The organism is Simplicispira sp. (genome assembly GCF_028687295.1).
Lineage (GTDB): Bacteria > Pseudomonadota > Gammaproteobacteria > Burkholderiales > Burkholderiaceae_C > Simplicispira > Simplicispira metamorpha.
Window position 1 is genome coordinate 20,398 of the sequence record NZ_JAQUAL010000009.1, and the last position, 24,662, is coordinate 45,059.

Consider the following 24,662-nt stretch of genomic DNA (forward strand, 5'->3'; position numbering starts at 1 on the left):
TGCCCGATCCGGCGCGCCGCGGCCGCACGGTGCGCCGCACCCAGCCCCGTCCCACCCAGTGATTTTTGAAGCCAAAACCAGCTCCAAGCCGCGCTCAGAGGGCGCAAGCAGCTACTAAACCTATAGCGTTTTGCGCAGCGTGACCGTGGGGATTTTCAGGCCCTCGCGGTACTTGGCCACGGTGCGGCGGGCGCACTCAATGCCCTGCTCCTTGAGCATGTCGGCCAGCTGGCCGTCGGACAGCGGCTTGGCCGGGTTCTCGGCGGCGATGAATTGCTTGATGAGCGCGCGCACCGCCGTGCTGGACGCATTGCCGCCGGTGTCCGTACCCAAACCTGAGCCGAAAAAGTATTTCAGCTCGTAGGTGCCCTGGGGCGTGGCCATGTATTTGGCGGTGGTCACGCGCGAGATGGTGGACTCGTGCAGGCCCAGCTCGTCGGCAATGTCGCGCAGCACCAGCGGGCGCATGGCCAGTTCGCCGTGGATGAAGAAGTTCTTTTGCCGCTCGACGATGGCGCGCGAGACGCGCAAGATGGTGTCAAAGCGCTGCTGGATGTTTTTGATGAACCAGCGCGCTTCTTGCAGGCGCTGCTGCAAGGCCTGGTGGCCGTCTTCGCCCCGGTGGCCGCGCAGGGCGCCCGCGTAAATGTCGTGGACGCGCAGGCGCGGCATCACGTCGGGGTTGAGCTGCACGCTGAACTGCTGGCCACTGCGGCCCACGCGGCGCACCAGCACGTCGGGCACGATGGCGTTGCGCTCGACGTGGGCAAAGCGCCGCCCCGGGCGCGGCTCCAGGCGCGCAATCAGGGCCATGGCGGCGCGGGTGCGCTCTTCGCTGGCACCGCAGGCCTGCGTCAGGCGGCGCACGTCGCGCCGCGCCAGCATGTCCAGCGGCTGCTGGCAGATGCGCAGCGCCACTTGCAGCGTGTCGGCGTCCACCTCGCCTTCGCGCTGCAAGGCGTGCAGTTGCAGCGTCAGGCACTGGGCCAGGCCGCGTGCGCCCACGCCGGTGGGCTCCAGGCTGTGCAGCAGGTGCAACGCCACGGTGAAATGGTGCAACAGCGCCTCCAGCTCTTCGGCGTTGCCCTCGCCCGCCAGGCCCGCAGCCAGCTCGGTCAGGGGCTCCTCCAGGTAGCCGTCGTCGTTGAGCGATTCGATGAGAAAGTGCAGCGCAGCGCGGTCCAGCTCGGACAAGCGCAGCGCCAGCGCCTGCCGGTGCAAAAAGGCGGTGAGGGATTCGTGGCCATGCGCCAGATCGGCCGCTTCGGCCTGCGCATCGCCGTCGCCTTGCTGGCCGCGTGCCGGGGCGTCGCCGCCCCATTCGCTGTCGTCGGGGGCCAGGTCGGTGCTGCCGTCGCCACCCCAGTCGGGGGCGTCGAAGGCGTCCACGGTGTCGGCGGGAGCGCTGTCGGAGGGCTCCGTGCTGGATTTGAGGTCATTTTGGCTGCTAACGCCCGCTGCACTTGCGCTAGCAGCTCCCATATCCATAGCAAAATCGGGCGCCTCATCGCCCTGGGCGGGGGTATCGGCCTGCGGCAGACCGAAGGCTTCGCGCTCTGCCTCTTCGCTGGCGCGCTCCAGAAAGGGGTTGTCGTCGAGCATCTGCTCGACCTCCTGGCCCAGCTCCAGCGTGGACAGTTGCAGCAGGCGAATCGATTGCTGCAACTGCGGCGTCAGCGCCAGGTGCTGCGATACGCGCAGCGACAGGCCGGGCTTCATGCCGCCCCCCCTGGCCCACCCGCACACACCGGCACCTGGCCAGCACGGCACCACAGAGCAGGCGGACAGGCGCGGCGCATGGTCACATCCGGAAATGCTCGCCCAGGTACACCCGGCGCACTTCGGCGTTGTCCACGATCTCGGAGGGCGTGCCCTGGGCCAGCACGCGCCCGTCGCTGATGATGAAGGCGTGGTCGCAAATGCCCAGCGTCTCGCGCACGTTGTGGTCGGTGATCAACACGCCAATGCCGCGCGCCTTCAGAAAACCGATGATGCGCTGGATCTCGATGACGGCAATCGGGTCGATACCGGCAAAGGGCTCGTCCAGCAGGATGAAGCGCGGCTGCGTGGCCAGGGCGCGGGCAATCTCGACGCGCCGGCGCTCACCGCCCGACAGCGCCAGCGCCGGTGATTCGCGCAGGTGCTCCACGCGCAGCTCTTGCAGCAGGGCCGTGAGGCGCTCTTCGATCACGGCTTTGGGCAGGGGTTTGCCGTCGTCGCCGCGCTGCAATTCGAGCACGGCGCGCACGTTCTCTTGTACCGAGAGTTTGCGAAAAATCGACGCCTCTTGCGGCAGGTACGACAGGCCCAGGCGCGAGCGGCGGTGGATGGGCATTTGCGCCACCGATTGGCCGTCGATGCGGATGTCGCCCGCATCGCAGCGCACCAGGCCGACGATCATGTAGAACGAGGTGGTCTTGCCCGCGCCGTTGGGGCCCAGCAGGCCCACGACCTCGCCTTTTTCCACCACCAGCGACACGTCCTTGACCACTTTGCGGCTGCCGTAGGACTTGGCCAGGTGCAGCACTTCCAGGCGGCTGCTGGCCTGCGCAGCGGCGCTGGCGGGCGTGGCGCTCATGGTTTGCCGTTGCCCAGCGTGGTGCTGGGGCGCAGGGGAGCACCAGGGGTGCCAGCGGGGGCCGGGGCGGGGGCGTCTTTGGGGGCCAGCACAGCGCGTACGCGGCCACCGCTGGTGCCCGTGGCGCCGGGGGCACCCTTTTGGCCATCCACGCTGAACACGTCGGTGAGGTTGTTGTAAACGATGGTGGCGCCTTGCAGCTCGTCGCTCAGGGCGCCGCCCCGGTAGCGGCGCAGCTCGGCGCGGCGCAGGATGCGCACGTTGTCGGTGCGGCCGTTGTATTCGATGGTTTCGCCCTCGCCCTCGATGAACTCCTCGGGCGCGCCGGGGGCGGTGTCGCGCTTTTGCCGGAAGAAGGCGCGCTGGCCCGCCTCGGCAGTGACCACGCCCGACTGGTAGCCCTGCGCGTCCTCGCGCACTTCCAGGCGGGCGCCGCGCAGCACGATGGAGCCCTTGGTCACAACCACGCGGCCCGTGAACACGCTGGTCTGCTGCTGCGCATTGTGGCGCAGCGCATCGGCCTCGATGTTCATGGGCTGTTGGCGGTCGGCTTTTTCAGCGTGCGCCAGCCCGAAGGGGGCGCAGGCCAGGCACAGCAGCAGGGGGAGCGGGAGGAGGTGTTTCATCAAAGGGCACGATTCTTGCAATGGATTGTAGCCATGCACCGGCCACAAAAAAGCCCGCATCGCGCGGGCCCGTGGGAGGGTTTCAGCCAGCCGGGGGCGTCAGCCCTTGGCGCTCAGGCCCACCAGGTGGTTGACCACCTGGAGCACGGCCTGCATGCTGCCCGCGTGGGTGCCATCGGTGTAGTAGCGCCCGGCCACGCCCATGGAAGGGGTGCCTTCCACGCCATAGGCTTCTTGCAACTGGGTGGCGCGGCGCACCTGCCCTGCCACCGAGAAGGAGTTGTACATCTCCTTGAACTTGGCCACATCCAGCTCGGGCTGCTTGGCGGCCCAGGCCATGATGTCTTCTTCCTTGGCCAGCTTTTGCCGCTCGACATGGATGGCGCGAAACACCCGGGCGTGCAAGGGTTCGATCTTGCCCAGCCCTTCGAGGGCGTAATAGAGCTTCTGCGCGGGCACAAAGCTGGCGTTGAAAGCCACCGGCACGCGGCGCACCACCACATTGGCCGGTACCGTCTTGAGCCAGGTGTTCAATACCGGCTCAAAGGTATGGCAATGGCCGCAGCTGTACCAGAAAAATTCAATCACCTCGACCTTGCCCGCAGGCGCATCGGGCGCCACGGGCTTGCCCAGCTTGATGTAATCCTTGCCCTCTTTGGGGGCAGTGGACTGTGCCAGCGCGGGCAAAGACAGGCTGGAGACGGCCACCGCAGTGGCAGCAGACAGAGAAAACTCACGGCGTTTCATGGAAAAGGCACTCCTTGGGGTTTGCGGGTTCTGAGCCACAGGGGGCGGGAAAGTTCAGCGCTGCACACGCACCAGGGCCGACTCCACCGTAAGGTCGTTGAGCTTTTCCTTGAGCTGCTCGGCGTCATCGCGCTTGGCAAAGGGGCCCACGCGCACCCGGAACACGGTGCGGCCATTTTGTTCGCGCTCGCTCACGCGGGCCTCCCAGCCCAGCATGGCCAGCTTGGCGCGCTGGGCATCGGCGTCCGCCTGGGTGCGAAACGCGCCGGCTTGCACAAAGTAGTCAAACGGATCGACGCTGCCTGCGGCGGCAGACTTGGCCTTGGCCAGATCACCCAGCGGATCGGCTTTGGGGTCGGTCTTGGTGTCGGCCTTGGGATCGGTTTTGGCGCTGGCCTTGGCATCGGTGGGCTTGCTGGCCGCAGCGCGCGCTGCCGAAGCGGCCTGTGCCGGGGCCACGGGGGCCGATGCCTGCACGGCGGGCGCGGTATCGGGTGCGGCACCGGGCTCGGCGGGGGTGGCGGGCACCACCGGGCGCGCCGGGTTTTTGCCGTACAGGGGGGAGTTGGGGTCCCAGTCCTTGTTCTTTTGCTCTTCAACCGCGTCCTGCCCGGGGCTGCGGACGGTGCCCTTGTCCATGAAGGGCACGGGCACCTTGGCCACATACACGGCCACGGCCAGCGCCGTGCCCAAGCCCACCACCAGGCCCAGGATAAAGCCGATGATGGTTCCGCCCTGCTGTTGTTGTTTCATATGCCAGTCACTACTCACATTCTTTGGGGGGCCGACACGCCCAGCACCGCCAGGCCATTGTGCAGCACCTGCGCCGTGGCGGCGACCAGCGCCAGACGGGCGCGCTTGACGGCTTCGTCATCGACCAGAATGCGCTCGGCGTCGTAATAGCTGTGGTAGCTGGCGGCCAGGTCGCGCAGGTAGAAGGTCACGTCGTGCGGCGCCTCGCCCTCGGTGGCGGCGGTGAGCATTTCGGGGTACTTGGCCAATTGCAACATCAACGCCTGGGCCTGCGGGCCTTCGAGGGCCGACAGATCCACCTCTTTCAGGCCCGCCACATCGCCACCGCCCGCCTCTTGCCAGGCCCGCAGCACCGAGCAGATGCGCGCATGGGCGTACTGCACGTAGTACACCGGGTTGTCGTTGTTCTGCGCCACGGCCAGATCGACGTCGAAGGTGTATTCGGTGTCGGGCTTGCGGGACAGCAGGAAGAAGCGCACTGCGTCTTTGCTCGTCCACTCGATCAGGTCGCGCAGCGTGACGTAGCTGCCTGCGCGCTTGCTGATCTTGACCTCTTCACCACCCTTGACCACGCGCACCATGGTGTGCAGCACGTAGTCGGGGTAGCCCTGCGGGATGCCAACATCGGCCGCCTGCAAGCCAGCTCGCACGCGGGCGATGGTGCCGTGGTGGTCGGTGCCCTGGATGTTCACCACCTTGGTGAAACCGCGCTCCCACTTGGCGATGTGGTAGGCCACGTCGGGCACAAAGTAGGTGTAGGTGCCGTCTTTTTTCCGCATGACGCGGTCTTTGTCGTCGCCGTAGTCGGTGGACTTGAGCCACAGGGCGCCGTCTTGCTCATAGGTTTTGCCGTTGGCAATCAGGCGGTTGACGGTGGCCTCCACGCGGCCGCTGGTGTAGAGGCTCGATTCGAGGTAGTACTCGTCGAAATGCAGGTTGAAGGCCTGCAAGTCTTTGTCCTGCTCGTTGCGCAGGTAGGCCACGGCAAACTGGCGGATGTTGTCGTAGTCCTCCACATCGCCGTTGGCGGTGAATGCGCGGTCATCGGCTGTCACCGTCGCTTTGGCCTTGAAGGCTTCGGCAATGTCGGCGATGTAGTCGCCGTTGTAGAAGTTTTTGGCCAGCGGGTTGTCGCTGTCGGTGGGCCAGCAGTCGTCGCCGGGCTGGAAGCCCTTGGCGCGCAGCTGGGTGGATTTGGTCAGGGTGTCGATTTGCACGCCCGCGTCGTTGTAATAGAACTCGCGGTGGACGTTCCAGCCCTGGGTGGCAAACAGGTTGCAGATGGCATCGCCCAGCGCCGCCTGGCGGCCATGGCCGACGTGCAGCGGCCCGGTGGGGTTGGCCGAGACGAACTCGACCAGCACTTTCTGGCCCCGGTCGCTCTGGTAGCCAAAGCGCTCGCCAGCGGCCAGCACCTCGCGCACCACTTCTTGCTTGGCGGCGGGTTTCAGGCGGATGTTCAGAAAACCGGGGCCTGCGATTTCAATGGCCGCCGCCCAACGCTGGAAGGCCGGTGTGGCCTCCAGCGCCGCCTTGAGCTGCTCACCCAGCGCGCGCGGGTTGAGCTTGAGCGGCTTGGCCAGTTGCATGGCAGCGGTGCAGGCAAAGTCGCCGTGGGCGGCCACTTTGGGGGATTCAAACGCGGCGCGGGCGCCCGCACCGGGGGAGAGTTGTTCCAGTGTGGCCGCCAGGGCGGCCAGAAGGTCTTGTTTGGCAGAAAGCATGCGGCGATTTTACGGGCCGCCCATGGCGCTTTGGGACGGGCACCGTGGCCTGCGGGCGCCAGGGCCTGGCCAGGCATGCGCCGCAGCGCCCGGCTACCAGCCGCGCGCCCAGAACACCGCGATCAGCGCCACCACCGGCAGCACGTGCGACTGCACCATCACCAGGCGGCGCACTTGGGCCACCTCTGCGGCGCCCGGCAGCGCCCCGCTGGCACGCAGGTTGCGCCGCCAGCGCCGGAACGCCAGCGTGGGCGCTATCGACAGCAGCGCCATCACCACGAACAGCGTCACTTTGATGTGCAGCATCGGCTGCGTGGCGTACCACGACGCGCCCTTGATGCCCCAGAACACGCGCGCCAGCCCCGAGCCCAGCACCGCCACGGCAGCCATGCCGTAGATCAGATCCAGCCGCGCCAGGCGCTCGACCACGGCAGCGTTCATCCACTCAATGCGGCACAGCGCCGCCTGGCTGGAGAGAAAGACCACCAGGGTCAGAATGGCCAGCAGGTGCAGGCTGGCAAGAACGGCTTCGAGGGTCATGGGGGCAATCTTTCCGATGGGGTGGTGCAGGGCAGGTGGCACCAACGTACCTGAAACCGCCTCAGCCCGCTTTCCAGAAACCGGGCTGGCTGTAGTGGTGCTTGAGGTAGTCAATCCACAGCCGCACGCGCAGCGGCAGGTGCTTGGCGTGCGGAAACACCACGTAAATGCCGTTGGGCGGCGCGGCAAACTCTTCCAGCACGGCCACCAGCTGGCCCGCAGCGATCTCGCTTTCGACCTCCCAGCTGCTGCGCCAGGCAATGCCGTGGCCTGCCAGACACCAGTCGTACAGCACCTGGCCGTCAGAGCAATCAAGCGGGCCACCGGGGCGGATATGCACCACCGCGCGGGTATCCTGGCCCACCACCGGCACCCGAAACGCCCAGCCGCGCGTCTGCGAGGCGTCGCTGGACAGCGTCAGGCAGTCGTGCGCGGCCAGGTCGCCGGGATGCTGCGGCGTGCCCCGGCGCTGCAAATACTGCGGCGCCGCCACGCACAGGCGCCGGTTGTCGGCAATGCGCACGCTCACCAGCGAGGAGTCGGGCAAATCGCCCACGCGCACGGCGCAGTCAAAGCCCTCACCGGCCAGGTCAATCACGCGGTCGCTGAGGTTGAGCGAGATGGCCACGTCCGGGTGCAGCCCCCGAAACCGTGGCACCAGCGGCGCCACATGGCGGCGGCCAAACCCCGCCGGGGCGGTGATGCGCAAATGCCCGCTGGCCTGTATGCCCCCGGCAGACACGCTGGCCTCGGCGTTGGACACATCGGCCAGCAGGCGCTGGCAGTCTTCCAGAAACGCGCTGCCCTCGTTGGTCAGGCTGATGCGCCGCGTGGTGCGCACCAGCAGCTTGACGCCCAGGTGTTCTTCCAGCGCATCCAGGCGCCGCCCCATGATGGCCGGGGCCACCCCTTCGGCCCGCGCCGCCGCCGTGAGGCTGCCGCGCGTGGCCACCGACACAAAAGATTCAAACGCCTTGAGCTTGTCCATGGGCACCGATTATGGAGACGCCAGCGCTGCCTTGCCCACGGCATGCGGGCACCCACCCATTTTCAGGCCCAATATGCCTCCAAGGCCCACCCATAGTGCGCGAGCAGCTATCAAAATAATAGTTTTTACACCGCAGCGCGTGCCATCGGCATCCGGGTCGCCGCGCCGCGTGCCGCACCACCCGCTGCGGGGCGGCGGCATTTGTGCATAAAAGTCACAGGTTTTGATGTTTTCGGTGTATTTATGGCTGCAAACAATTCGAATACAGTGGCAGCCAGCCGCCCTGCGGGGCGTTGACCGTTTTGTCATCCACCGTTTTCAAGGATTGCCCATGACCGCACGCACCGCCGTTCACCGCCTGCAAGTTGCCAGCGTTTTGCACCGTTTCATCGAAGACGAGGTGCTACCCGGCACCGGCATCGAGAGCAGCGCGTTCTGGCAGGGTTTTGACGCCATCGTGGCCGACCTGGCGCCGCGCAACATCGCCCTGCTGGCCGAGCGCGACCGCCTGCAAGCCGAGCTGGACACCTGGCACCAGGCCCACCCCGGCCCCATCACCGACATGGCGGCCTACCGCCAATTTCTCGAAACCATCGGCTACCTGGTGCCCGCGCCCACGGGGGTGCAGGCCACCACCACCAACGTCGATGACGAGCTGGCCACGCAGGCGGGCCCGCAGCTGGTGGTGCCCATCCTCAATGCCCGCTACGCGCTGAACGCGGCCAACGCCCGCTGGGGCAGCCTGTACGACGCGCTGTACGGCACCGACGCCATCCCCGACACCGATGGCGCCGACAAAGGCCCCGGCTACAACCCCGTGCGCGGCGCCAAGGTCATCGCCTTTGCCCGCAACGTGCTCGACCAGGCCGCGCCGCTGGCCGCTGGCTCGCACCAGGATTCTTGCGGCTACCGCGTCGAAGGCGGCCAGCTCGTGGTGGCCCTGCAAAACGGCAGCACCACCGGCCTGCAAGACGCCGCCCAGTTCGTGGGCTACCAGGGCGAGGCGGCAGCGCCATCGTCGGTGCTGCTGGCGCACAACGGCCTTCACATCGACATCATCATCAACCGCGCCACGCCCATTGGCCAGTCGGACGCCGCTGGCGTCGCTGACGTCGTGCTGGAAGCGGCTCTGTCCACCATCCTTGATCTGGAAGACTCCGTGGCCGCCGTCGATGCCGACGACAAGCTGCTGGGCTACCGCAACTGGCTGGGTATCCTGAAAGGCACGCTGACCGAGTCGTTTGACAAGGGCGGCAAGCAGCTCACGCGCGGCCTCAACCCCGACCGCCTCTACACCGCCGCCAACGGCAGCAGCCAAGTGCGCCTGCATGGCCGCAGTCTGATGTTCGTGCGCAACGTGGGCCACCTGATGACCAACCCGGCCATCCTCTACACCGCCGCCGATGGCACGGTGAAAGAGATCCCCGAGGGCATCATGGATGCCGTGGTCACCACCACCATCGCCCTGCACGACCTGCAAGGCCACGGTGCGGGCGGTCTGCGCAACAGCCGCAAGGGCAGCGTCTATATCGTCAAGCCCAAAATGCATGGCCCCGCCGAAGTGGCGTTTGCCGCCGAGCTGTTTGGCCGCGTCGAGCAGCTGCTGGGGCTGGCCGACAGCACCGTCAAGCTGGGCATCATGGACGAGGAGCGCCGCACCAGCGTCAACCTCAAGGCCTGCATTGCCGCCGCCGCCAGCCGTGTGGCCTTCATCAACACCGGCTTCCTTGACCGCACCGGCGACGAGATGCACACCGCCATGCTGGCTGGCCCCATGATCCGCAAGGGCGACATGAAGACCAGCGCCTGGATCACCGCCTACGAGCGCAGCAACGTGCTGGTGGGCCTGTCGATGGGCCTGCGTGGCAAGGCGCAAATCGGCAAGGGCATGTGGGCCATGCCCGACCTGATGGCCGCCATGCTGGAGCAAAAAATCGCCCACCCCAAGGCCGGCGCCAACACCGCCTGGGTGCCCAGCCCCACGGGTGCCACGCTGCACGCGCTGCACTACCACCAGGTCAAGGTGGCCGACATCCAGGCGGCCCTGGAACAAACCGATGCCGACGCCCTGCGCGACGACCTGCTCACCGGCCTGCTGACCATCCCCGTCAGCAGCAACCCGAGCTGGTCGGATGCAGAAAAGCAGCAAGAGCTGGACAACAACGCCCAAGGCATCCTGGGCTACGTGGTGCGCTGGGTAGACCAGGGCGTGGGCTGCTCCAAGGTGCCCGACATCAACGACGTGGGCCTGATGGAAGACCGTGCCACGCTGCGCATCAGCAGCCAGCACATGGCCAACTGGCTGCACCACGGCGTGGTGACCGAAGCCCAGGTACGCGAAACCTTTGAACGCATGGCCGCCAAAGTGGACAAGCAAAACGCCAGCGACCCGCTCTACCAGCCCATGGCCGGCCACTTTGCCACCAGCATGGCCTACCAGGCCGCGTGCGATCTGGTCTTCAAGGGCAAAGAACAGCCCAGCGGCTACACCGAGCCCCTGCTGCACGCCTGGCGCCTGAAGGTCAAGGCCGCAGCGCACGGCGCATGACGCTACTGATTTGATAGCTTCTCGCGCTGATTCAGCGCGCGCCAGAGGCCGATTTGGCTTCAAGCACTGAAAAAACGGCGCCTGCGGGCGCCGTTGTGCATGGGCGCGCCAGCGCCCGGCCACTACACTGCCCGCCGCAACCAGGAGCACACCATGATTGACGGACTGATCGCAGGCAAGCTGTACGCCACACCGGAATCCCGCACCGACAAGAGCGGCAGGCCCTTTGCCGTATGCAAAGTGCGCGCCACTTCGGGCGACGGCGAAAGCTTGTTTGTCAACGTCATCGCCTTTGACGATGCGCCATGCCACGCCCTGCTGGCCCTGACCGAGGGCGACAGCGTGGCCCTGGCCGGCAGCCTGACACCGCGCGTCTGGACAGACAAACAAGGCAACACCCGCCCCGCGCTGGACATGGTGGCCCACCAGGTGCTGAGCGCCTACCACGCCAAACACAAACGCGCCGCCATGGACACCGATCGCGCCCACCCCGCAGGGCCAGCGCAGCACCACCCCGACAACGCCGCGCCCGACGCACCAGAGTGGTAACACCAGCACCCGTGGTGCGCACGCACCGTTCCTGGACGGACAGAGCCCGTCCCGTACCGGGCGTCCAGTCTGTCGAAAAAGAGAAAAACCCGCTGTTTTTGGACAGCGGGTTTTTTGACTTTAACTGGTGGCCTGGGACGGAATCGAACCGCCGACACAAGGATTTTCAATCCTTGCTTCTCCACATTTACAATCATTGATGCGCCTAGATTCACCCTATGTAAATCAACAATTTAGGCCACATTCCGACCTGCGCTCATTGATTGAAATGTGCCCAGATTCAAAAAATCCTCTTACATCCGCCGTTACATCGTGGCGAATGTAATAAATCAGGGAGCGCCACCATGGCGAAGATTGCTTTCACCGCTGGCAGGGTATCTGGCTTCAAGTGCCCCGCCGACAAAGCGCAATCATTCCTATGGGACGCCACCGCGCCGGGACTGGGGCTGCGCGCCACGCCAGCGGGAAAACCGGCCTACGTGTTCCAGGGCGTGTACCAAGGGACGACCATCCGCCTGACCATTGGCGGCCCGGACGCATGGAGCATCCCGGACGCCCAAGCCAAGGCCCGAGAGATGCAGCGCCTTATAGATGAGGGCAAAGACCCGCGCGACCTGAAGCGTGATGCACTGGCAGCACACGCCCAGAAGCAAGCTGCTGCCGCAGCGGATGCCGTCACCATGGGGCAGGCGTGGGCGCGTTACATCGAGCAGCGCCGCCCGTTCTGGGGCGAACTCAACTACCGTGACCACTTGGCAATGGTGCAGGCCGGAGGCGAACAGCGCGCGCGCCTGCCCGGTGCCAAGACTGTGCCCGGGCCACTGGCCCCATTGCTGCACTTGCGCCTGTCAGAACTGACCGCCCCAGTGATTGAGGCATGGGCCGCCAAAGAAGCCAAAGACCGGCCCGCCCGTGTGCGCTTGGCACTGCGCCTGCTGAAAGCGTTTATGCGCTGGGCAGCGTCTGAACCCGACTTGGCAGGTAAAGCCGACCCCACCGCCGCCAGCGCCAAGAAAGCGCGCGAGGTGGCAGGCAAGGCCAAACCCAAGAGCGGCCACCTGCAACGCGAACAACTGCCCGTTTGGTTCCAGCATGTGCGCCAGATACAGAACCCGGTGATTTCCGCCTACCTGCAATGCCTGCTACTGACTGGGGCTAGGCGTGAGGAACTGGCCGAACTCAAGTGGGAGGACGTGAATTTTCAGTGGCGCGGGATGGACATAAAAGACAAGGCTGAAGGCCGCCGTGCCGTGCCCCTCACGCCCTACGTGGCGCACCTGCTGACCAGCCTGCCCCGGCGCAATGAGTGGGTGTTCTCCAGCCCCACCAGCGCATCCGGGCGACTGACCGAACCCAGCATTGCCCACCGCCAAGCCTGCAACGCTGCTGGGCTGGAACTAACACTGCACGACCTGCGCCGCAGTTTTGCCAGTCTGTGCGAGTGGTTGGACATACCCGGCGGCATCAGCGCCCAGATACAGGGCCACGCCCCCCAGGGTGTGCGGGAACAGAACTACATCCGTCGCCCGATTGACTTGCTGCGCGTACACCATGAGCGCATCGAGGCATGGATACTGGAGCAGGCGGGAGTGCAGTTCACCAGCGCCAGCGAACCGGGCAAGCTGCGTGTGGTGGTCGGTGGCGCAGGGGCCGAGTGATGACGTAGCCGCCCCGTGGCTACTGGCTACTGGCTACTGGCTACTGGCTACAGTGGCTACAGTGGCTACAGTGGCTACAGTGGCTACAGCCTGATTTACCAGCAAAAACCAGCTCCAGCCCTTATGCAGCGGGCACAAACAGCTATCGTTTTTGAAGTCCGATAGCCGGACAACAAGGCCCGACCCGTGGGCGCGTAGCCTCCACTGGCGACAGTGGCTACAGATTCAAGCAAAACCATGACCACGATGTTCACCCCACCACACCCCGGCCTGACGCTGCGCGAGGATGTATTGCCCGCACTGGGCCTGACCGTGACCCAGGCCGCCGAGCAGTTGGGCGTGGCCCGCGTCACTTTGTCCCGTGTGCTGAACGGCCACGCTGCTATTTCGCCGGAAATGGCGCTTCGCCTGGAGGCATGGCTGGGCAAAGACCGGGGCGGCGAGGCCCGCTTGTGGCTGGCCCAACAGGCTGCCTATGACATGTGGCAGGCTGGGTTGAAGTTCCAGAAAACCCCGATGCATGTACAGCCAGCGCCAGCAATGGCAGCCCACGCCTGAACCGTTTACGCCCCAGCTAGGCCCGCCTCGAAACCGGGCTGAAAACCAGTTCCTCCCACTGGCTGCTGGGGCACCTATTGAGGGAGCAGCATTCGGGAGGATGCGTATGGATTTTTCGGCATGGAATTGGGCCACCAGCTTTCGAGTGCATGAGGCTGCATGTTTGATTGCCGGGGTTATGCCGATTTCAAAACGGTACCCAACCAGCGAGGAGTTGCCACCCCAAGCGCGACCAATTCTTGTAAAGCTGTTGTCGGCTTACGTTGAATGGATTTTGCAGACGACAAATCCCAGCCGCCCCAAATCCACTGTTTTGGAGGGCTACTTGAACGACGACGGCACCGTCCCGGAAATCAGTAGTCTTGCAGAACTCCCCGGTGCATTGGTGAGCCGCAAGGCTATCAATCGTTTCCTGTCTGAGATGGCGCAAGAACATGGGTACAAGTCAGCTTATGACTTTGACCAAATTGGCAAAACTGGAGCGCAACAGATAGAACCAACGCCAGTTGAGCTACCGTTGGACGATGCGCCAACGCCCGATGAACCGGCGCCAGCGCAGCCGGAGAAGGAGACTCCAGCCGAGCGCCGCGCCCGATGGCTTTCCATGTTTGAAGAAGAGGCACAACGCGCGAGCAGGGGCGCATTGCAGAGGCTGGCAAACCGTGAGGGCGTTGACCGCGCCAACATGAGCAAATACCTCGACAAGGCGCGCAAAGAACGCGACACGCAAAGGCGTACGGGTTTTTATTCGCAACTGGTGCAGGACGGCAAGCGCACAACCTGACCTACCCGGAACCTACCCGGAACACACCCGGTTCTCCAATGAAAACAAACGGGGTGGCCTACCCCATTTGACGGGGTGGCATACCCCATTCTTCTACTTCACCCCAGCCAGCCAAGACAACCCGGTCAAGGCGGCAGAAAGGTGAACCATGACAGAAACCGAACGCAGCGCCGATACACGCGCTGCCACCGCCCCCCAGCAATTCCCACCGCTGGAGCTGGTAACGAAGCCGCTCTTAGTCACAAAAGAGCTTTGCCACTACGCCAACATTGCCGAGCAGACAGCATGGGTGTGGGCCTGCAAAGAGTCCGGCCCGGTGCGCCCTGTCCGCATTGGCCGCCGCCTTGGCTGGCCGACCGCCGCCGTCAAAAAATTGTGCGGGGTGGCAGCATGAGCGCCGCCCTCTACCAGCATCCCGATGGCTGCGGGGAAATTTTCGTGGGCGATGGCGCGATAACCGTATGCGTTGAATCTGGCGTTGCAGTCACGCTGCCGATTGGCCCCGATGGACTGGCCGCCTTGGGCGCTGCGCTGCTGGAGCTGGGCACCACCGAAGCACAAGATGAGGCTGAACGCGCTGGCAACGCATTGGGCGCAGACCTTGTGCAGTCGCTGTTCGAGATTCGCCGCCATCCCAATCAGGAAGTGGCTTTCTATGCCGTGCATGAAGCCTTGCGCGCCCTGGTCAAGCTGGAACACCCCGACAGCGCAGCCGGTGGCTTTGCCGCTGCCATCGTCAACCTGCTGGAGCTGGGCATTGCGAACCTGCCCCTGTGCGATGAAGGGGCCGACAAATGAAAATGCCCCGTCCCACAAAAAATGCAGAACAGGGCACAGCCGGGCAAGGCACAGCCATCGTACCGGATACCGCCAGCGCCAGCAAGACGCCAGGCTGTGCCATCGGCACCACCATGCTGGCGCTGGTTGACGCCCTCAACACCGCCGTGCTGCGCGCCTGGTGTGCCTCGCCTTCGGGCTGGGGCCGTGCTACAGTTCGCCCAGGTGCTGAAAAGCACCACGGGTTTGACAGCCCGATTACCGAAGGCGCAGCAGCCGCGCCCAGATTGGACAGCGGCTTTTTTACGCCCATGCGCTGCGCATGGCACACATGGCTTTCCTTTTTGGCGGGCCGTGTGGGGGCACCCGCGAGGGTGCGCCGGTTCCTTCGGCCGGTCTGTCAACCCTGCACGGTCTGCCACCCTCGTTTGACAGCGGAGGCGGCAGGTTTCAAACCTGTTCCGAAGGAGCCATTCATGGCTAACACCATCCCCCAGGGCCGCACTGCGCCCGCACTTTCCCCCACCCCCGCCGATACCGTCGCCCTGCACTTTGAGGCCGTCAACGCCTGCGCCATGGCGCGCTGGTACGCCGCCCGCCACCAACACGCAGCCGCCGCCCGCAAGAGCGTCCAAGCCCTGACCGCACTGCGCCGCCTGGCCGCGTTTGAGCGCACGGAGGCCGCAGCATGAGCACGACCACCCCAGAACTCACGCAAGAGCTGTGCATTCCCTCCTACCACGGCCAAAGCTTGGAGCGTGCAACTGTGCTGGATGGAACGCATATCACCACACTGAGCGCCGCCCTTGCTGGCATCCATGCGGTGGTGGACTTGCTGCACGACCGTGAATCCCAGCGCGCAGCAGGCGAGGCCACGCACTGCCCGACCCGGAACATGGGACTGTTGGCCGCCGTCCACAGCCTCACCACGCTGGTGCAGTTGCACATTGCCGAGGGCGCAGGCGACGAGCCCGCATTCATTCGTGACTCGCAGGGCCTGCAAGAACTGCGAGGCGTCACGTTCACCAGCGACCTGCGCCGCGATGTGAAGGCCGGAGAGTTAGCCAAGTGGGCGCAAGAGCAGCAGGCCCAGCACCACCAAAACCCACAGCCCAAAAAGGCTGAAAACCGTACCCAGCAAGCGCAAGCAGCTATCAAAGATGAAGCGCCGAAGCCTGCCCGCCGCACTGTGAACACCAGCGCGCAGCACATCCAGTAAGGGCACACCATGACCTTCGACCGACGCAACCTGCCCGAGCCGGTGGGCTACTACGAAGCCGCTGGCCTGGTGTTCCGCGAGAGGAAAGGTAAGTGGCGCACCACGCGCTGCGAGTTCCACGGCGGTTCTGACTCCATGCGCATCAACACCGACAGCGGTGCATTTGTCTGCATGGCCTGTGGCGCATCCGGTGGCGATGTGCTGGCCTACGAGATGCAGGCCACGGGCGCCGAGTTCATCGACGCTTGCAAGGCACTGGGCTGCTGGGTGGATGACGGCCAACCCGCCGTTCAGCACAAGCCCACGCCCATGAGTCCACGCGCAGCTCTGCAAATGCTGTCCTTCGAGGCGCAACTGGTAGTCATGGAATACGCCCGCATTGCAAACGGCGCAGTTCCCAGCGACGCCGACAAGGCCCGCACCCTGCTGGCGGCAAACCGCATCACCACAATCATGGAGGTGTTCACATGACACCCGACGAATACGCAAAACTGGAAGCGCCGATGAATGAGTTTATGGCGCAGCGCCCACCGCGCCCGCTGCTGGATGTGGCTGCTATCAATGCAATAGCTGCAAGCGCAATCGGGGCAAGCGCTGGCGCTGGTTTTGAACCGCTCTATGTGTCCGACCTGCCCGAGCGCGCACCGCAGGCATGGCCCGAGCTGATTCCACTGGCCGAGGACTGCGGCGACATTGAAGCGCCCAAGCCGTTTCCATTCGCTGCGCTGGGCGATGTGCTGGGCCATGCTGCCCAGGCCATTGCAGACACCGTGCAGGCCCCGGATGCCATGGCCGGTGGCAGTGTGCTGGCTGCCGCCTCACTGGCTGCGCAGCCCCTGGCAGACGTGGTGCTGCCCCACGGCCAGCGCAAGCCGCTGTCTCTGTTCATCGTCACATCCGGCGCCAGCGGCGACCGCAAGAGCGGGGTGGATGAAGCTGCCTGTCTGGAGATAGAGCGCCGCAGCAAGGAGGAATCGCGCCGCCATTTCCACGCCATGGAGCGTTACCAGAACGAGAAGGCCACGCTACAAAAAGGCGACCCCGAACCGCCCGAACCCAAGTTGCAGGCCCTGACCGTGGGCAACGCCACGGTGGAGGGCGCCGCCCGTTTGCTCAAGGGCCAAAGCAGCGTGGGCGTGTTCAGTGCCGAGGGTGGCGAAGTGCTGGGGGGGCACTCCATGCGGGATTCCAACCGCATGGCGGCGATGGCATTTTTTCTGAAGGCATGGGGCGGCGAGTCGCTGAACATCATGCGCGGGGGCGCCGGGTTCACTTCGCTGCTGGGCAGGCGCGTGTCCATGAGCATCATGGTGCAGCCGCTGCTGCTGGGGCAGTTGCTGTCTGACCCGCTGGCCGACGGGCAGGGCTTTTTGGCGCGCTGCCTGATTTCCCAACCCGCCACGCTGGCAGGACACCGCCCCTACCTTGGCGAGAACCCGGCAGACCATCCTGCGGTGCAAGCCTACGCCCAGCGCATGGCGCAGCTACTGGACACCCGCCCCGAGCTGTGGGAAGGAGGCGACGGCTACGAATTGAAACCCCGTGGCCTGACCCTCAACCCTGACGCCCGTGCGCTGTGGATTGCGTTTTACAACGCCATCGAGGCAGAACAGGCGAACGGCAAAGAGCTGGCAGACGCCCGCCCGTTCGCATCCAAGGCCGCAGAACAGGCCGCGCGCATTGCTGGCGTGATTACCCTGTTCAACGACCCTGGCGCGCTGGAGGTGGGCGAAGCGGCGATGGATGGCGCGATTCAGGTCATGGACTTCTATCTGAATGAGCACCTGCGCCTGATGGGCACGGGCAAGCAGCAGCAGACGGACAAGCGTTTGCGCACGCTGCTGGAGTGGATGCGCGAACATGGGCCACTGGTGACAACCGCCCAGGCGCTGCAAAAGACACCGCGCACCATTCGCAACCTCAAGGCCAAGGGCATCGGGCTGCTGCTGGAGGAGCTGATAGGCCGTGGCTATATCCGCCCGCTGGGTGCAGGCTGGGAGGTGCGCCATGGTGTTTGAGCTGGACTTGGGCGCCATCCGCAGCGCCGCTGCAAAACGCGAATCCAACCACTGGCTAATGGCTAATCCGGCTAACGTGGCTAATTTGGCTAACGAAAACCAGCCAAACAGCCCAAAAAGCCCCGAGGCGTTAGCCAAATTAGCCGGATTAGCCACATTAGCCATTAGCCACGGACTGGAAACGCCATCCAAACCGCTGGAATCTGTAGCCACTGTAGCCAGTAGCCAGCGAGTGGAAACAGCCGCCAACGACCCGGCCCACAACCTGCAAAAACCTGAAGTTGAGCGCCAGCCCGCCACGCTGGCGCAGGCTACCGTGCCCGAGGCTGCGGCCCAGACCCGGCCACCACCGACACCGCCCGCCTACGACCCCGGCCACGCTGCACTGCTGGCGCTGGCTATGGCGTACTGCGACCGCACGGGGGTCAGCGACAAGGCCCGCCGGGACTGGCAGCGTGACATTGCAGACACACCGCCCGAGCTGCGCGCCGACCTGTACCAGCACCTGCGCGCGCAACTGCCACCAGCACCGCCACGACCTGCGCCAGCGGCAGCACCGCGCCCGCCTGCGCCCATGAGCTGGTCAGACCTGCACCAGCCCTGGCGCGTGGCAGACGATGCATACCTTGCGCACTGGGGGAAGTGCCCCGCCTGCAAGGCGGCCGCCACCGGCCACACCGACCGCTGCACCACCGGCCAGCACCTGCACCACGCCTACCTGAACGCGCTATCCACCACCTGAAAGAACACCATGCCCAACAAACAACCCCTGTTCACCCCCAACCCCGACTGCCCAGAAGGGGGCTACCTCATTTCCATGCCTGGCGTCCTGCTGATGATGGGCACTTACGCCCATGCGCCAGACGACGAAATCACTCCCCAAGGCCGTGCCAAAGCCACCGACGCACTGGGGCGCATCCTCAAGGCGGCCCGCGCTGGAGGGTTCACACAGGGCGAGATACTGGAAACCATGATGGCCCGTGGCGAGATTTCCCACCGCGTGAAGGAGCTGGCCTGCGCCGCAGTGGCCGCAGCCGGTAACAAGGCCATGCTGGAGGTGCTGGCCCACATGAAGGAGCAGTGCCGTGATTGACGCCCTCATATCCGGCAAGCTGTACGGCCAGCCCACCGAGCGCACCAGCAAGACCGGCAAACCGTTCGCCCTGGCCAAGGTGCGCGCCGCTGGTGGCGACGGTGAAAGCCTGTTCGTGAACGTGATTGCCTTTGACACTGCACCCTGCACCGCACTGCTGGCGCTGGGCGACGGCGACAGCGTGGCCTTGTCGGGCAGTCTCACGCCCAAGGTGTGGTCGGACAAGGAAGGCAACGCCCGACCCGGCCTCGACCTGGTGGCGCACCAGGTGCTGACGGCCTACCACGTCACCAAGAAGCGTAACGCCATGCAACGCGGCGAGAACGTTTCAGGCAACGCACCCGCAACGCGCCAGCAACGCCCCAAGGATGAAGCGTGGCGGGCGATGGCACCGCACGACCGAAGTGGCCTCGATGACGGCGCACCGCTGGACTGGTGAAGTGCAGCACCGCCGGTAGGCTGGCGGGGTGTACGAAGTTTTCGCAGACCCGGCCCAGCGCCGGGTTTTTGCTTTGGGCGCGTGGCTCAACATCCGCCAGTGGCGGGAGTCAGGTTCCCGCAGGCTGTGGGATTGGCCCTGCACCACGCCCTGCTGGGATGGCTGCGGCAGAACCCAACAAAACCCTACATTCCATCGGCGGTATCCACGCTGGTATCCAAGGAATCAGGCATTTGCTGGATGGTTGCCAGCGCATGGTTGACAGGCCGGTTGACGGCGAAAGCGCACTTTGCTGGAAGCTGTAACACCTGCTGTAACGCCCGCTGTAACAGCGAAACCGCAGTTCTGGAGCTGGGTGTTTCCAAGCGGTGTAACCATGGAAAGCGCAGTTCTGGAACGGTGTGCAAGGATGCGGTGCGCGGTCTGGTGCGCACGGAATCGGGGGTGCTGGCGCAGGTTAGCGCTGGCAGGTTAGCGCCGTGGTTAGCGCCGGTTGACGGCGAAAACCGCATTTGCAGGCCCAGCCTTAACAGGTGGGCTTAACAGGCGGTTAACACCTGAACCGCGCCGCGAGGAAATTTGGGAGGCGCTGTATCCGGTGCAGTGGGCGGAAAGTCTGGGTGGACAAACTTCGCCCACCTGAAAGCCACTGAGCACAAAGACCGCCCCAAGACCAGCCGACTATTGGCCGTGTGCCTTGCAACCGGAAATAAGCCGGTAGCAAAGGGGGGTAACGAAACGGCACCCCCTTTGGCGGGATGCCTTCAGAACTGAGGCCATCTGCTGACCTGAGTTTTTAGGCTGGCGCAGGTTTCGTTGCGGTGACGAAATGCCATTGCATGGTCAACACGCATTCACCGCGAATGCACACGGCATGGCGCCCCACCACCACGGCTGAACTTTCAGCCAATCTCCAACGTGCTGACCACTGGTGACGGGGTAGCGGACGGCGACACCACCACCAGCGCCAGCGCACCAGAAAACCCGATGCTTTTCCGAAATCCTCTTACATCCGCCGTTACATCGGGCAGAGCAACAAAAAACCCCGCTACCAAAAAGATAGCGGGGTTTTCAATGCCTGCAAGGCTTTTAACTGGTGGCCTGGGACGGAATCGAACCGCCGACACAAGGATTTTCAATCCTCTGCTCTACCGACTGAGCTACCGGGCCTAAGCCTTGAATTATACCCACAAAAAACGCTACTTGATCCAAGCGTGGTGATTAATTGCGTTTTCCGCGTGCCAGATCCACGCCCAACTGGCGCAGCTTGCGGTACAGATGGGTGCGCTCCAACCCGGTTTTTTCGGCCACGCGGGTCATGGAGCCACCTTCGCGGGCCAGGTGAAATTCGAAATAGGCTTTCTCGAAGCCATCGCGCGCCTCGCGCAGCGGCCTGTCCAGATCAAAGCCCTGGCGGGACAGGGGGCCTACCTCTTCCCGCAGGGCCGCTGGCAGGCTGAGCATGCCAAGCGAGCCATTACCGCCATCCATGGCCGGCACAGCGGGCACAGAGACAGCCGCTACCTGCGCGCGCGCCTGGCTGCGCGCCAGCCCGGACTCCACTGCCTTGAGCAGCTTTTGCAGCGTGATGGGTTTTTCCAGAAAAGAGAATGCGCCGATGCGGGTGGCCTCAACGGCGGTATCGATGGTGGCGTGCCCGCTCATCATGATGACGGGCATGGTGAGCAAGCCGCTGCTGGACCACTCTTTGAGCAAAGTCACGCCATCGGTGTCAGGCATCCAGATGTCGAGCAGCACCAGGTCATACCCGCCGGCACTGCGCGCCGCACGCGCCTGGGTGGCGTTTTCTGCCAGATCCACGCTGTGCCCCTCATCGTTGAGGATTTCCGACAGCAAGTCACGGATGCCGTGCTCGTCATCGACCACCAAAATGTTTGCCATGTATGAAGTGCCTTGAAACTGCGGTCCGCGGTGTTGTCACGACGCCACTGCGTGCTCAGGGGCGAATGATAGCGACACTTGTGCGCCCCGCACTACGCCATCCTCAAGCCGGTTGGCCAACTCAATGCGGGCGCCATGCTCATCGGCAATTTTCTTGACCACCGCCAGCCCCAGGCCGGTGCCGCGCACCTTGGTGGTGACGTAGGGCTCAAAAGCACGTTGCAGGATGTGGGCAGGAAAGCCGCTGCCACTGTCACTCACACGCAGGCGTACGCGGCGGCTGGCCTCGCTCCAGTGGGTGCTGATGCACACGGCGGGCAGCACACCGTCGGCGTCTGCACCGGCCTGCTCGGTGGCGTCCTGGGCGTTTTGCAACAGGTTGTGTACCACCTGGCGCAGTTGCTGCGCATCGCCCGCAATGGCCGGGCAGCGCGGGTCAAGCTCGGCGCGCACCGCGACCCGGGCGCGGTCAGACTCGTACAGGTGCAACACGTCGTGGATGAGGGCGTTCAAGTCCAGCGGCTGCAACTCGGCGGCGGGCAGGCGGGCGTAGTCGCGGAACTCATTGACCAGGCGCTGCATGGCATCGACCTGCTGGACGATGGTTTTGACCGATTTGGTCAACAGCGCCTGCTCGGTGGCGGGCAACTTGCCCGAGAGCTTCATCTCCAGCCGCTCCGCTGACAGCTGTATGGGCGTGAGGGGGTTTTTGATTTCGTGCGCCAGGCGGCGGGCCACTTCGCCCCAGGCCTGCACGCGCTGGGCCGAGACGATGTCGGAAATGTCGTCAAACACCAGCAGGTGCGTGGCGTCGGGCAGCTCGGCGCCCCGGGCCACCAGGCTGGTGGCATGGTGCGCCGCACCGCTGGGCGAGGCGTGCAACTCAAACGCATGCTCCCAATGGTCGGGGCCGTGCGAACCACGGTGCGCCAGAAAATCATCGAACTGGCGCTGCACCGCTGACGCAAACTGCTCCAGCCCCGGCACCTGTGCCAACGGACGGCCTACGCACACGGCCAAGGGGGCGCGCAAGATGCGTGTGGCGCTGGGGTTGCACGAGCGGATCAGGCCCTGTGCATCGAGCACGATGACGCCTGCCGTCAGGTTGTCGAGGATGGTTTGCAGGCGGGCGCGCGCTTCATCCAGCGCGCCCATGCTGTCTTGTGCGGTTTCACGGGCATCGGCCAGTTGCTGGGTCATGAGGGCAAAAGAGCGGGTCAGTCCGTCCAGCTCATCCTTGCCCTCCAGTACGGCTTTGGGGCTCAAGTTGCCCTGCGCCACCTCGCGCACACCTTCGGCCAGCACCAGCAGGGGCCGTGCCAGCTGGTTGCCCAGCAAGATGGCCAACAGCACCGCAGCAATCACGGCCAGAAACAGGCTCAGCGTGAGCGTGCCGATGTACATGCGCCGCAAGCCATCGCGGGCCAGGGCGCGCTCTTGGTATTCGCGGTTGGCCTCTTGCACGGCGATGGCGTTGGCCACCAGCACTGGCGGCAAGGGCACGGTGACTTGCAAAAAGCGCGGCTCCACCAGCAAGCCGACGCTGGTGCTGGACACCAGGGCAATGGCTTTGACGCGTGCATCCTGGGTGGCCGCTGGCCCGGGCAGATCGTCCAGCCCCTCCACCTGGGCCATGGCACGCTGCTCACGCACCAGGCGCAATTGCTGTGCCGAGGGCCGCTCAGGGTGCAGCTGAAAGCTGGATGGCCCGGCGCTGGCCAGCAGCTGGCCCGAGGCGCTCCAGAGCACCACATCGGTAGCGCCCAGCTGATCGCGGATGCGTTCCAGGGCCAGCCCGGCGCCCGCAGCGGGCACCTGGGCCAGCTGGGCGCTGGCGCTGCGGGTGCGCGCTGCTGTCTCGCTCGCCTGGGTCTCCAGAGTGGCGCGGGCCAGGCTGACACCAGCCGTCAGGGCGCCTTCGACCTTGACGTCAAACCAGCTTTCAATGGAGCGGGACACAAACTGGTAGGACACCACGTAAATCAGCAGCCCCGGCGCCAGCCCTACCAGCGCAAAAATGGCCGCCAGCTTGACCAGCAGGCGACTGCCAAAGCGCCCGCGCCGCAGCCGCGCCACCAGGCGCACGGCCACCCACACCAAGAGCGCCAGCAGCAGCACCGCCACGACCACATTGGTACCGAACAGCCAGGCGTAATTGCGTTCGTAGAGGGCGCGGTTGTTGGTCGCCAGCGTCAGCAAAAACAGCAGCACCAGCCCGATGGCTGCCATGACCGACACCCCCACGCCCAGCGCCCAGCGCACGGCACGTGATTTGCCCGCAACTTGGGAGGCCGGGCTGGCATTCATCAGATTGCGCGTGAAACCCCGGCATTGATACCGGGGAGGCAGAGCGCGGAACGCACAGCGTTCTTTGCTTTGGGCCTTGCCTGTTCACTTCCTGTGTTGTTGGCCCGGTTGAGAAAATAGCCATAGCCATCAGCGCGCTGGATGATGCGGCAATGTTTATGGCTGATGCCTTGCACCACGACGGACTTGCCATCCTGGTAGCTTTGGATGTTGAACGAGCCGCTGGCCCGGATGGCTACCCGTCCCGTGTGGGTTCCCGCTTTCACGCCTGCTGGCACCTCAGCGCACACCAGGTCGCCGGTGCCAAAACCGTGTACCCGTTTGGTTCGCATCAGATAGCCACGCGGAAAGCCGAATTTGTTGAGCCTTGTGCGCTGGTAGCTACCTCGGCCTGTGGCTTTGAGGGTCAGCGTCGGGCATTGCCAGTTTTCAATGGCTTGGAGGGTGCCAACGCAGGCCGCATCAAGGGCGTGCGTTTTCGGGATGCCCAAAGTGGCGCGGTTGAATTTGGTTTGACCACCCGAGGCCAGCTCGACTGGCAAGCCGGTGGCTTGCAGCGCGTTGGCCAGTGCCCAGCGGGTGGCATTCACCGCAGCGGCATCGCGCAGCGGTTTTTTTGCATCGGCCAAGATTTTGGCCAGACGCTTTTTGTCTTTGGCCAGGAAGTCTTCAATGCTGCGCGCAGCTTTCTTTTGGTTGCAGCACTGGCAAGCCAGCGTCAGGTTGGCTGCCCGGTTGCTGCCGCCTTGCGCTTTCGGGCGGATGTGTTCGATTTGCAGCGGCACGTCTGTGGCATCGCAGTAAGCGCACTGACGGCCCCATTTCTCCAGCAGGTACTCGCGCAGCTCGTAGCC

25 protein-coding genes and 1 tRNA gene are annotated in these 24,662 nt (G+C 64.8%); 14 read left to right on the forward strand and 12 right to left on the reverse strand.

The genetic code is table 11. The annotated features are described in order from the left end of the window. Positions 1-120 precede the first annotated feature (120 nt). From PHX69_RS02195 to PHX69_RS02230, 8 genes are all read right to left on the reverse strand, one after another. The gene (locus PHX69_RS02195) at positions 121-1,719 is read right to left on the reverse strand and encodes an RNA polymerase factor sigma-54 (protein WP_288042179.1); all 1,599 of its coding nucleotides are present in this window, start codon (positions 1,717-1,719) and stop codon (positions 121-123) included. Between the two features lie 82 nt (positions 1,720-1,801). Continuing rightward, entirely contained in the window at positions 1,802-2,578 is a 777-nt protein-coding gene (lptB, locus tag PHX69_RS02200; RefSeq protein WP_119012428.1) for an LPS export ABC transporter ATP-binding protein, read from the reverse strand. Further along, complete coding sequence (gene lptA / locus PHX69_RS02205; RefSeq protein WP_288042180.1) at positions 2,575-3,204, reverse strand: lipopolysaccharide transport periplasmic protein LptA; 630 nt, start codon at positions 3,202-3,204, stop codon at positions 2,575-2,577. Before lptA ends, lptB begins: the two co-directional genes overlap by 4 nt. Before the next feature lie 99 nt (positions 3,205-3,303). Next, positions 3,304-3,951: a thiol:disulfide interchange protein DsbA/DsbL gene (locus tag PHX69_RS02210; RefSeq protein ID WP_288042181.1), complete on the reverse strand. Its 648-nt coding sequence runs from the start codon at positions 3,949-3,951 to the stop codon at positions 3,304-3,306. A gap of 54 nt (positions 3,952-4,005) precedes the next feature. Further along, positions 4,006-4,704, reverse strand: a complete 699-nt coding sequence (locus PHX69_RS02215) for an SPOR domain-containing protein (protein WP_288042182.1) — start codon at positions 4,702-4,704, stop codon at positions 4,006-4,008. Positions 4,705-4,718: 14 nt separating this feature from the next. After that, on the reverse strand, positions 4,719-6,428 hold the full coding sequence (gene argS, locus PHX69_RS02220) for an arginine--tRNA ligase (protein WP_288042189.1): 1,710 nt from the start codon (positions 6,426-6,428) through the stop codon (positions 4,719-4,721). 93 nt (positions 6,429-6,521) lie between these two features. Beyond that, a complete protein-coding gene (locus tag PHX69_RS02225; RefSeq protein ID WP_119012454.1) occupies positions 6,522-6,968 on the reverse strand; it encodes a DUF2214 family protein in 447 nt (148 codons plus the stop codon). A gap of 61 nt (positions 6,969-7,029) precedes the next feature. Further along, the gene (locus PHX69_RS02230; RefSeq protein WP_288042191.1) at positions 7,030-7,956 is read right to left on the reverse strand and encodes a LysR family transcriptional regulator; all 927 of its coding nucleotides are present in this window, start codon (positions 7,954-7,956) and stop codon (positions 7,030-7,032) included. Positions 7,957-8,287: 331 nt separating this feature from the next. Here PHX69_RS02230 and PHX69_RS02235 point away from each other — a divergent pair, with 331 nt between their 5' ends. From PHX69_RS02235 to PHX69_RS02300, 14 genes are all read left to right on the forward strand, one after another. Further along, on the forward strand, positions 8,288-10,504 hold the full coding sequence (locus PHX69_RS02235) for a malate synthase G (RefSeq protein ID WP_119012433.1): 2,217 nt from the start codon (positions 8,288-8,290) through the stop codon (positions 10,502-10,504). Positions 10,505-10,657: 153 nt separating this feature from the next. Next, positions 10,658-11,053 carry a single-stranded DNA-binding protein gene (locus PHX69_RS02240; protein WP_288042192.1) on the forward strand — a complete coding sequence of 132 codons (396 nt, stop codon included), beginning with the start codon at positions 10,658-10,660 and terminating at the stop codon, positions 11,051-11,053. A gap of 344 nt (positions 11,054-11,397) precedes the next feature. Continuing rightward, on the forward strand, positions 11,398-12,711 hold the full coding sequence (locus tag PHX69_RS02245) for a tyrosine-type recombinase/integrase (protein ID WP_288042193.1): 1,314 nt from the start codon (positions 11,398-11,400) through the stop codon (positions 12,709-12,711). A gap of 237 nt (positions 12,712-12,948) precedes the next feature. After that, on the forward strand, positions 12,949-13,269 hold the full coding sequence (locus PHX69_RS02250) for a HigA family addiction module antitoxin (RefSeq protein ID WP_288042194.1): 321 nt from the start codon (positions 12,949-12,951) through the stop codon (positions 13,267-13,269). Between the two features lie 106 nt (positions 13,270-13,375). Further along, positions 13,376-14,053, forward strand: coding sequence for a hypothetical protein (locus tag PHX69_RS02255; protein WP_288042195.1), 678 nt, complete (start codon positions 13,376-13,378; stop codon positions 14,051-14,053). Between the two features lie 148 nt (positions 14,054-14,201). Further along, a complete protein-coding gene (locus PHX69_RS02260; protein ID WP_288042196.1) occupies positions 14,202-14,447 on the forward strand; it encodes a hypothetical protein in 246 nt (81 codons plus the stop codon). Then, positions 14,444-14,851: a hypothetical protein gene (locus tag PHX69_RS02265; RefSeq protein ID WP_288042197.1), complete on the forward strand. Its 408-nt coding sequence runs from the start codon at positions 14,444-14,446 to the stop codon at positions 14,849-14,851. The genes PHX69_RS02260 and PHX69_RS02265 overlap by 4 nt, the downstream gene beginning before the upstream one ends. A gap of 455 nt (positions 14,852-15,306) precedes the next feature. Beyond that, entirely contained in the window at positions 15,307-15,522 is a 216-nt protein-coding gene (locus PHX69_RS02270; protein WP_288042198.1) for a hypothetical protein, read from the forward strand. Continuing rightward, positions 15,519-16,049 carry a hypothetical protein gene (locus PHX69_RS02275; protein ID WP_288042199.1) on the forward strand — a complete coding sequence of 177 codons (531 nt, stop codon included), beginning with the start codon at positions 15,519-15,521 and terminating at the stop codon, positions 16,047-16,049. Before PHX69_RS02270 ends, PHX69_RS02275 begins: the two co-directional genes overlap by 4 nt. Before the next feature lie 9 nt (positions 16,050-16,058). Beyond that, a complete protein-coding gene (locus PHX69_RS02280) occupies positions 16,059-16,520 on the forward strand; it encodes a CHC2 zinc finger domain-containing protein (RefSeq protein WP_288042201.1) in 462 nt (153 codons plus the stop codon). Beyond that, complete coding sequence (locus tag PHX69_RS02285; RefSeq protein ID WP_288042202.1) at positions 16,517-18,067, forward strand: YfjI family protein; 1,551 nt, start codon at positions 16,517-16,519, stop codon at positions 18,065-18,067. Before PHX69_RS02280 ends, PHX69_RS02285 begins: the two co-directional genes overlap by 4 nt. Positions 18,068-18,299: 232 nt before the next feature. Then, positions 18,300-18,809: a hypothetical protein gene (locus PHX69_RS02290; protein WP_288042203.1), complete on the forward strand. Its 510-nt coding sequence runs from the start codon at positions 18,300-18,302 to the stop codon at positions 18,807-18,809. 9 nt (positions 18,810-18,818) lie between these two features. Further along, positions 18,819-19,160 carry a hypothetical protein gene (locus PHX69_RS02295; RefSeq protein ID WP_288042204.1) on the forward strand — a complete coding sequence of 114 codons (342 nt, stop codon included), beginning with the start codon at positions 18,819-18,821 and terminating at the stop codon, positions 19,158-19,160. Continuing rightward, positions 19,153-19,599, forward strand: a complete 447-nt coding sequence (locus tag PHX69_RS02300) for a single-stranded DNA-binding protein (protein WP_288042205.1) — start codon at positions 19,153-19,155, stop codon at positions 19,597-19,599. The genes PHX69_RS02295 and PHX69_RS02300 overlap by 8 nt, the downstream gene beginning before the upstream one ends. Positions 19,600-20,693: 1,094 nt before the next feature. Here the strand turns inward: PHX69_RS02300 and PHX69_RS02305 are convergent. The 4 genes from PHX69_RS02305 to iscB all read right to left on the reverse strand — a co-directional run. After that, positions 20,694-20,769 (reverse strand) — tRNA-Phe (locus PHX69_RS02305). Between the two features lie 51 nt (positions 20,770-20,820). Further along, complete coding sequence (locus tag PHX69_RS02310) at positions 20,821-21,501, reverse strand: response regulator (RefSeq protein WP_288042206.1); 681 nt, start codon at positions 21,499-21,501, stop codon at positions 20,821-20,823. Between the two features lie 36 nt (positions 21,502-21,537). Next, the gene (locus PHX69_RS02315; RefSeq protein WP_288042208.1) at positions 21,538-23,808 is read right to left on the reverse strand and encodes a sensor histidine kinase; all 2,271 of its coding nucleotides are present in this window, start codon (positions 23,806-23,808) and stop codon (positions 21,538-21,540) included. Further along, positions 23,808-24,662, reverse strand: an 855-nt coding sequence (gene iscB, locus PHX69_RS02320) for an RNA-guided endonuclease IscB (RefSeq protein ID WP_288042210.1), incomplete at its 5' end; no start/stop codon positions are given. The genes iscB and PHX69_RS02315, both read right to left, overlap by 1 nt.

Bases quoted from the DNA above. Each gene is read 5' to 3' on its own strand.
- PHX69_RS02195 (WP_288042179.1), bottom strand. From the start codon at position 1,719: ATGAAGCCCGGCCTGTCGCTGCGCGTATCGCAGCACCTGGCGCTGACG.
- lptB (WP_119012428.1), bottom strand. From the start codon at position 2,578: ATGAGCGCCACGCCCGCCAGCGCCGCTGCGCAGGCCAGCAGCCGCCTG.
- lptA (WP_288042180.1), bottom strand. From the start codon at position 3,204: ATGAAACACCTCCTCCCGCTCCCCCTGCTGCTGTGCCTGGCCTGCGCC.
- PHX69_RS02210 (WP_288042181.1), bottom strand. From the start codon at position 3,951: ATGAAACGCCGTGAGTTTTCTCTGTCTGCTGCCACTGCGGTGGCCGTC.
- PHX69_RS02215 (WP_288042182.1), bottom strand. From the start codon at position 4,704: ATGAAACAACAACAGCAGGGCGGAACCATCATCGGCTTTATCCTGGGC.
- argS (WP_288042189.1), bottom strand. From the start codon at position 6,428: ATGCTTTCTGCCAAACAAGACCTTCTGGCCGCCCTGGCGGCCACACTG.
- PHX69_RS02225 (WP_119012454.1), bottom strand. From the start codon at position 6,968: ATGACCCTCGAAGCCGTTCTTGCCAGCCTGCACCTGCTGGCCATTCTG.
- PHX69_RS02230 (WP_288042191.1), bottom strand. From the start codon at position 7,956: ATGGACAAGCTCAAGGCGTTTGAATCTTTTGTGTCGGTGGCCACGCGC.
- PHX69_RS02235 (WP_119012433.1), top strand. From the start codon at position 8,288: ATGACCGCACGCACCGCCGTTCACCGCCTGCAAGTTGCCAGCGTTTTG.
- PHX69_RS02240 (WP_288042192.1), top strand. From the start codon at position 10,658: ATGATTGACGGACTGATCGCAGGCAAGCTGTACGCCACACCGGAATCC.
- PHX69_RS02245 (WP_288042193.1), top strand. From the start codon at position 11,398: ATGGCGAAGATTGCTTTCACCGCTGGCAGGGTATCTGGCTTCAAGTGC.
- PHX69_RS02250 (WP_288042194.1), top strand. From the start codon at position 12,949: ATGACCACGATGTTCACCCCACCACACCCCGGCCTGACGCTGCGCGAG.
- PHX69_RS02255 (WP_288042195.1), top strand. From the start codon at position 13,376: ATGGATTTTTCGGCATGGAATTGGGCCACCAGCTTTCGAGTGCATGAG.
- PHX69_RS02260 (WP_288042196.1), top strand. From the start codon at position 14,202: ATGACAGAAACCGAACGCAGCGCCGATACACGCGCTGCCACCGCCCCC.
- PHX69_RS02265 (WP_288042197.1), top strand. From the start codon at position 14,444: ATGAGCGCCGCCCTCTACCAGCATCCCGATGGCTGCGGGGAAATTTTC.
- PHX69_RS02270 (WP_288042198.1), top strand. From the start codon at position 15,307: ATGGCTAACACCATCCCCCAGGGCCGCACTGCGCCCGCACTTTCCCCC.
- PHX69_RS02275 (WP_288042199.1), top strand. From the start codon at position 15,519: ATGAGCACGACCACCCCAGAACTCACGCAAGAGCTGTGCATTCCCTCC.
- PHX69_RS02280 (WP_288042201.1), top strand. From the start codon at position 16,059: ATGACCTTCGACCGACGCAACCTGCCCGAGCCGGTGGGCTACTACGAA.
- PHX69_RS02285 (WP_288042202.1), top strand. From the start codon at position 16,517: ATGACACCCGACGAATACGCAAAACTGGAAGCGCCGATGAATGAGTTT.
- PHX69_RS02295 (WP_288042204.1), top strand. From the start codon at position 18,819: ATGCCCAACAAACAACCCCTGTTCACCCCCAACCCCGACTGCCCAGAA.
- PHX69_RS02310 (WP_288042206.1), bottom strand. From the start codon at position 21,501: ATGGCAAACATTTTGGTGGTCGATGACGAGCACGGCATCCGTGACTTG.
- PHX69_RS02315 (WP_288042208.1), bottom strand. From the start codon at position 23,808: ATGAATGCCAGCCCGGCCTCCCAAGTTGCGGGCAAATCACGTGCCGTG.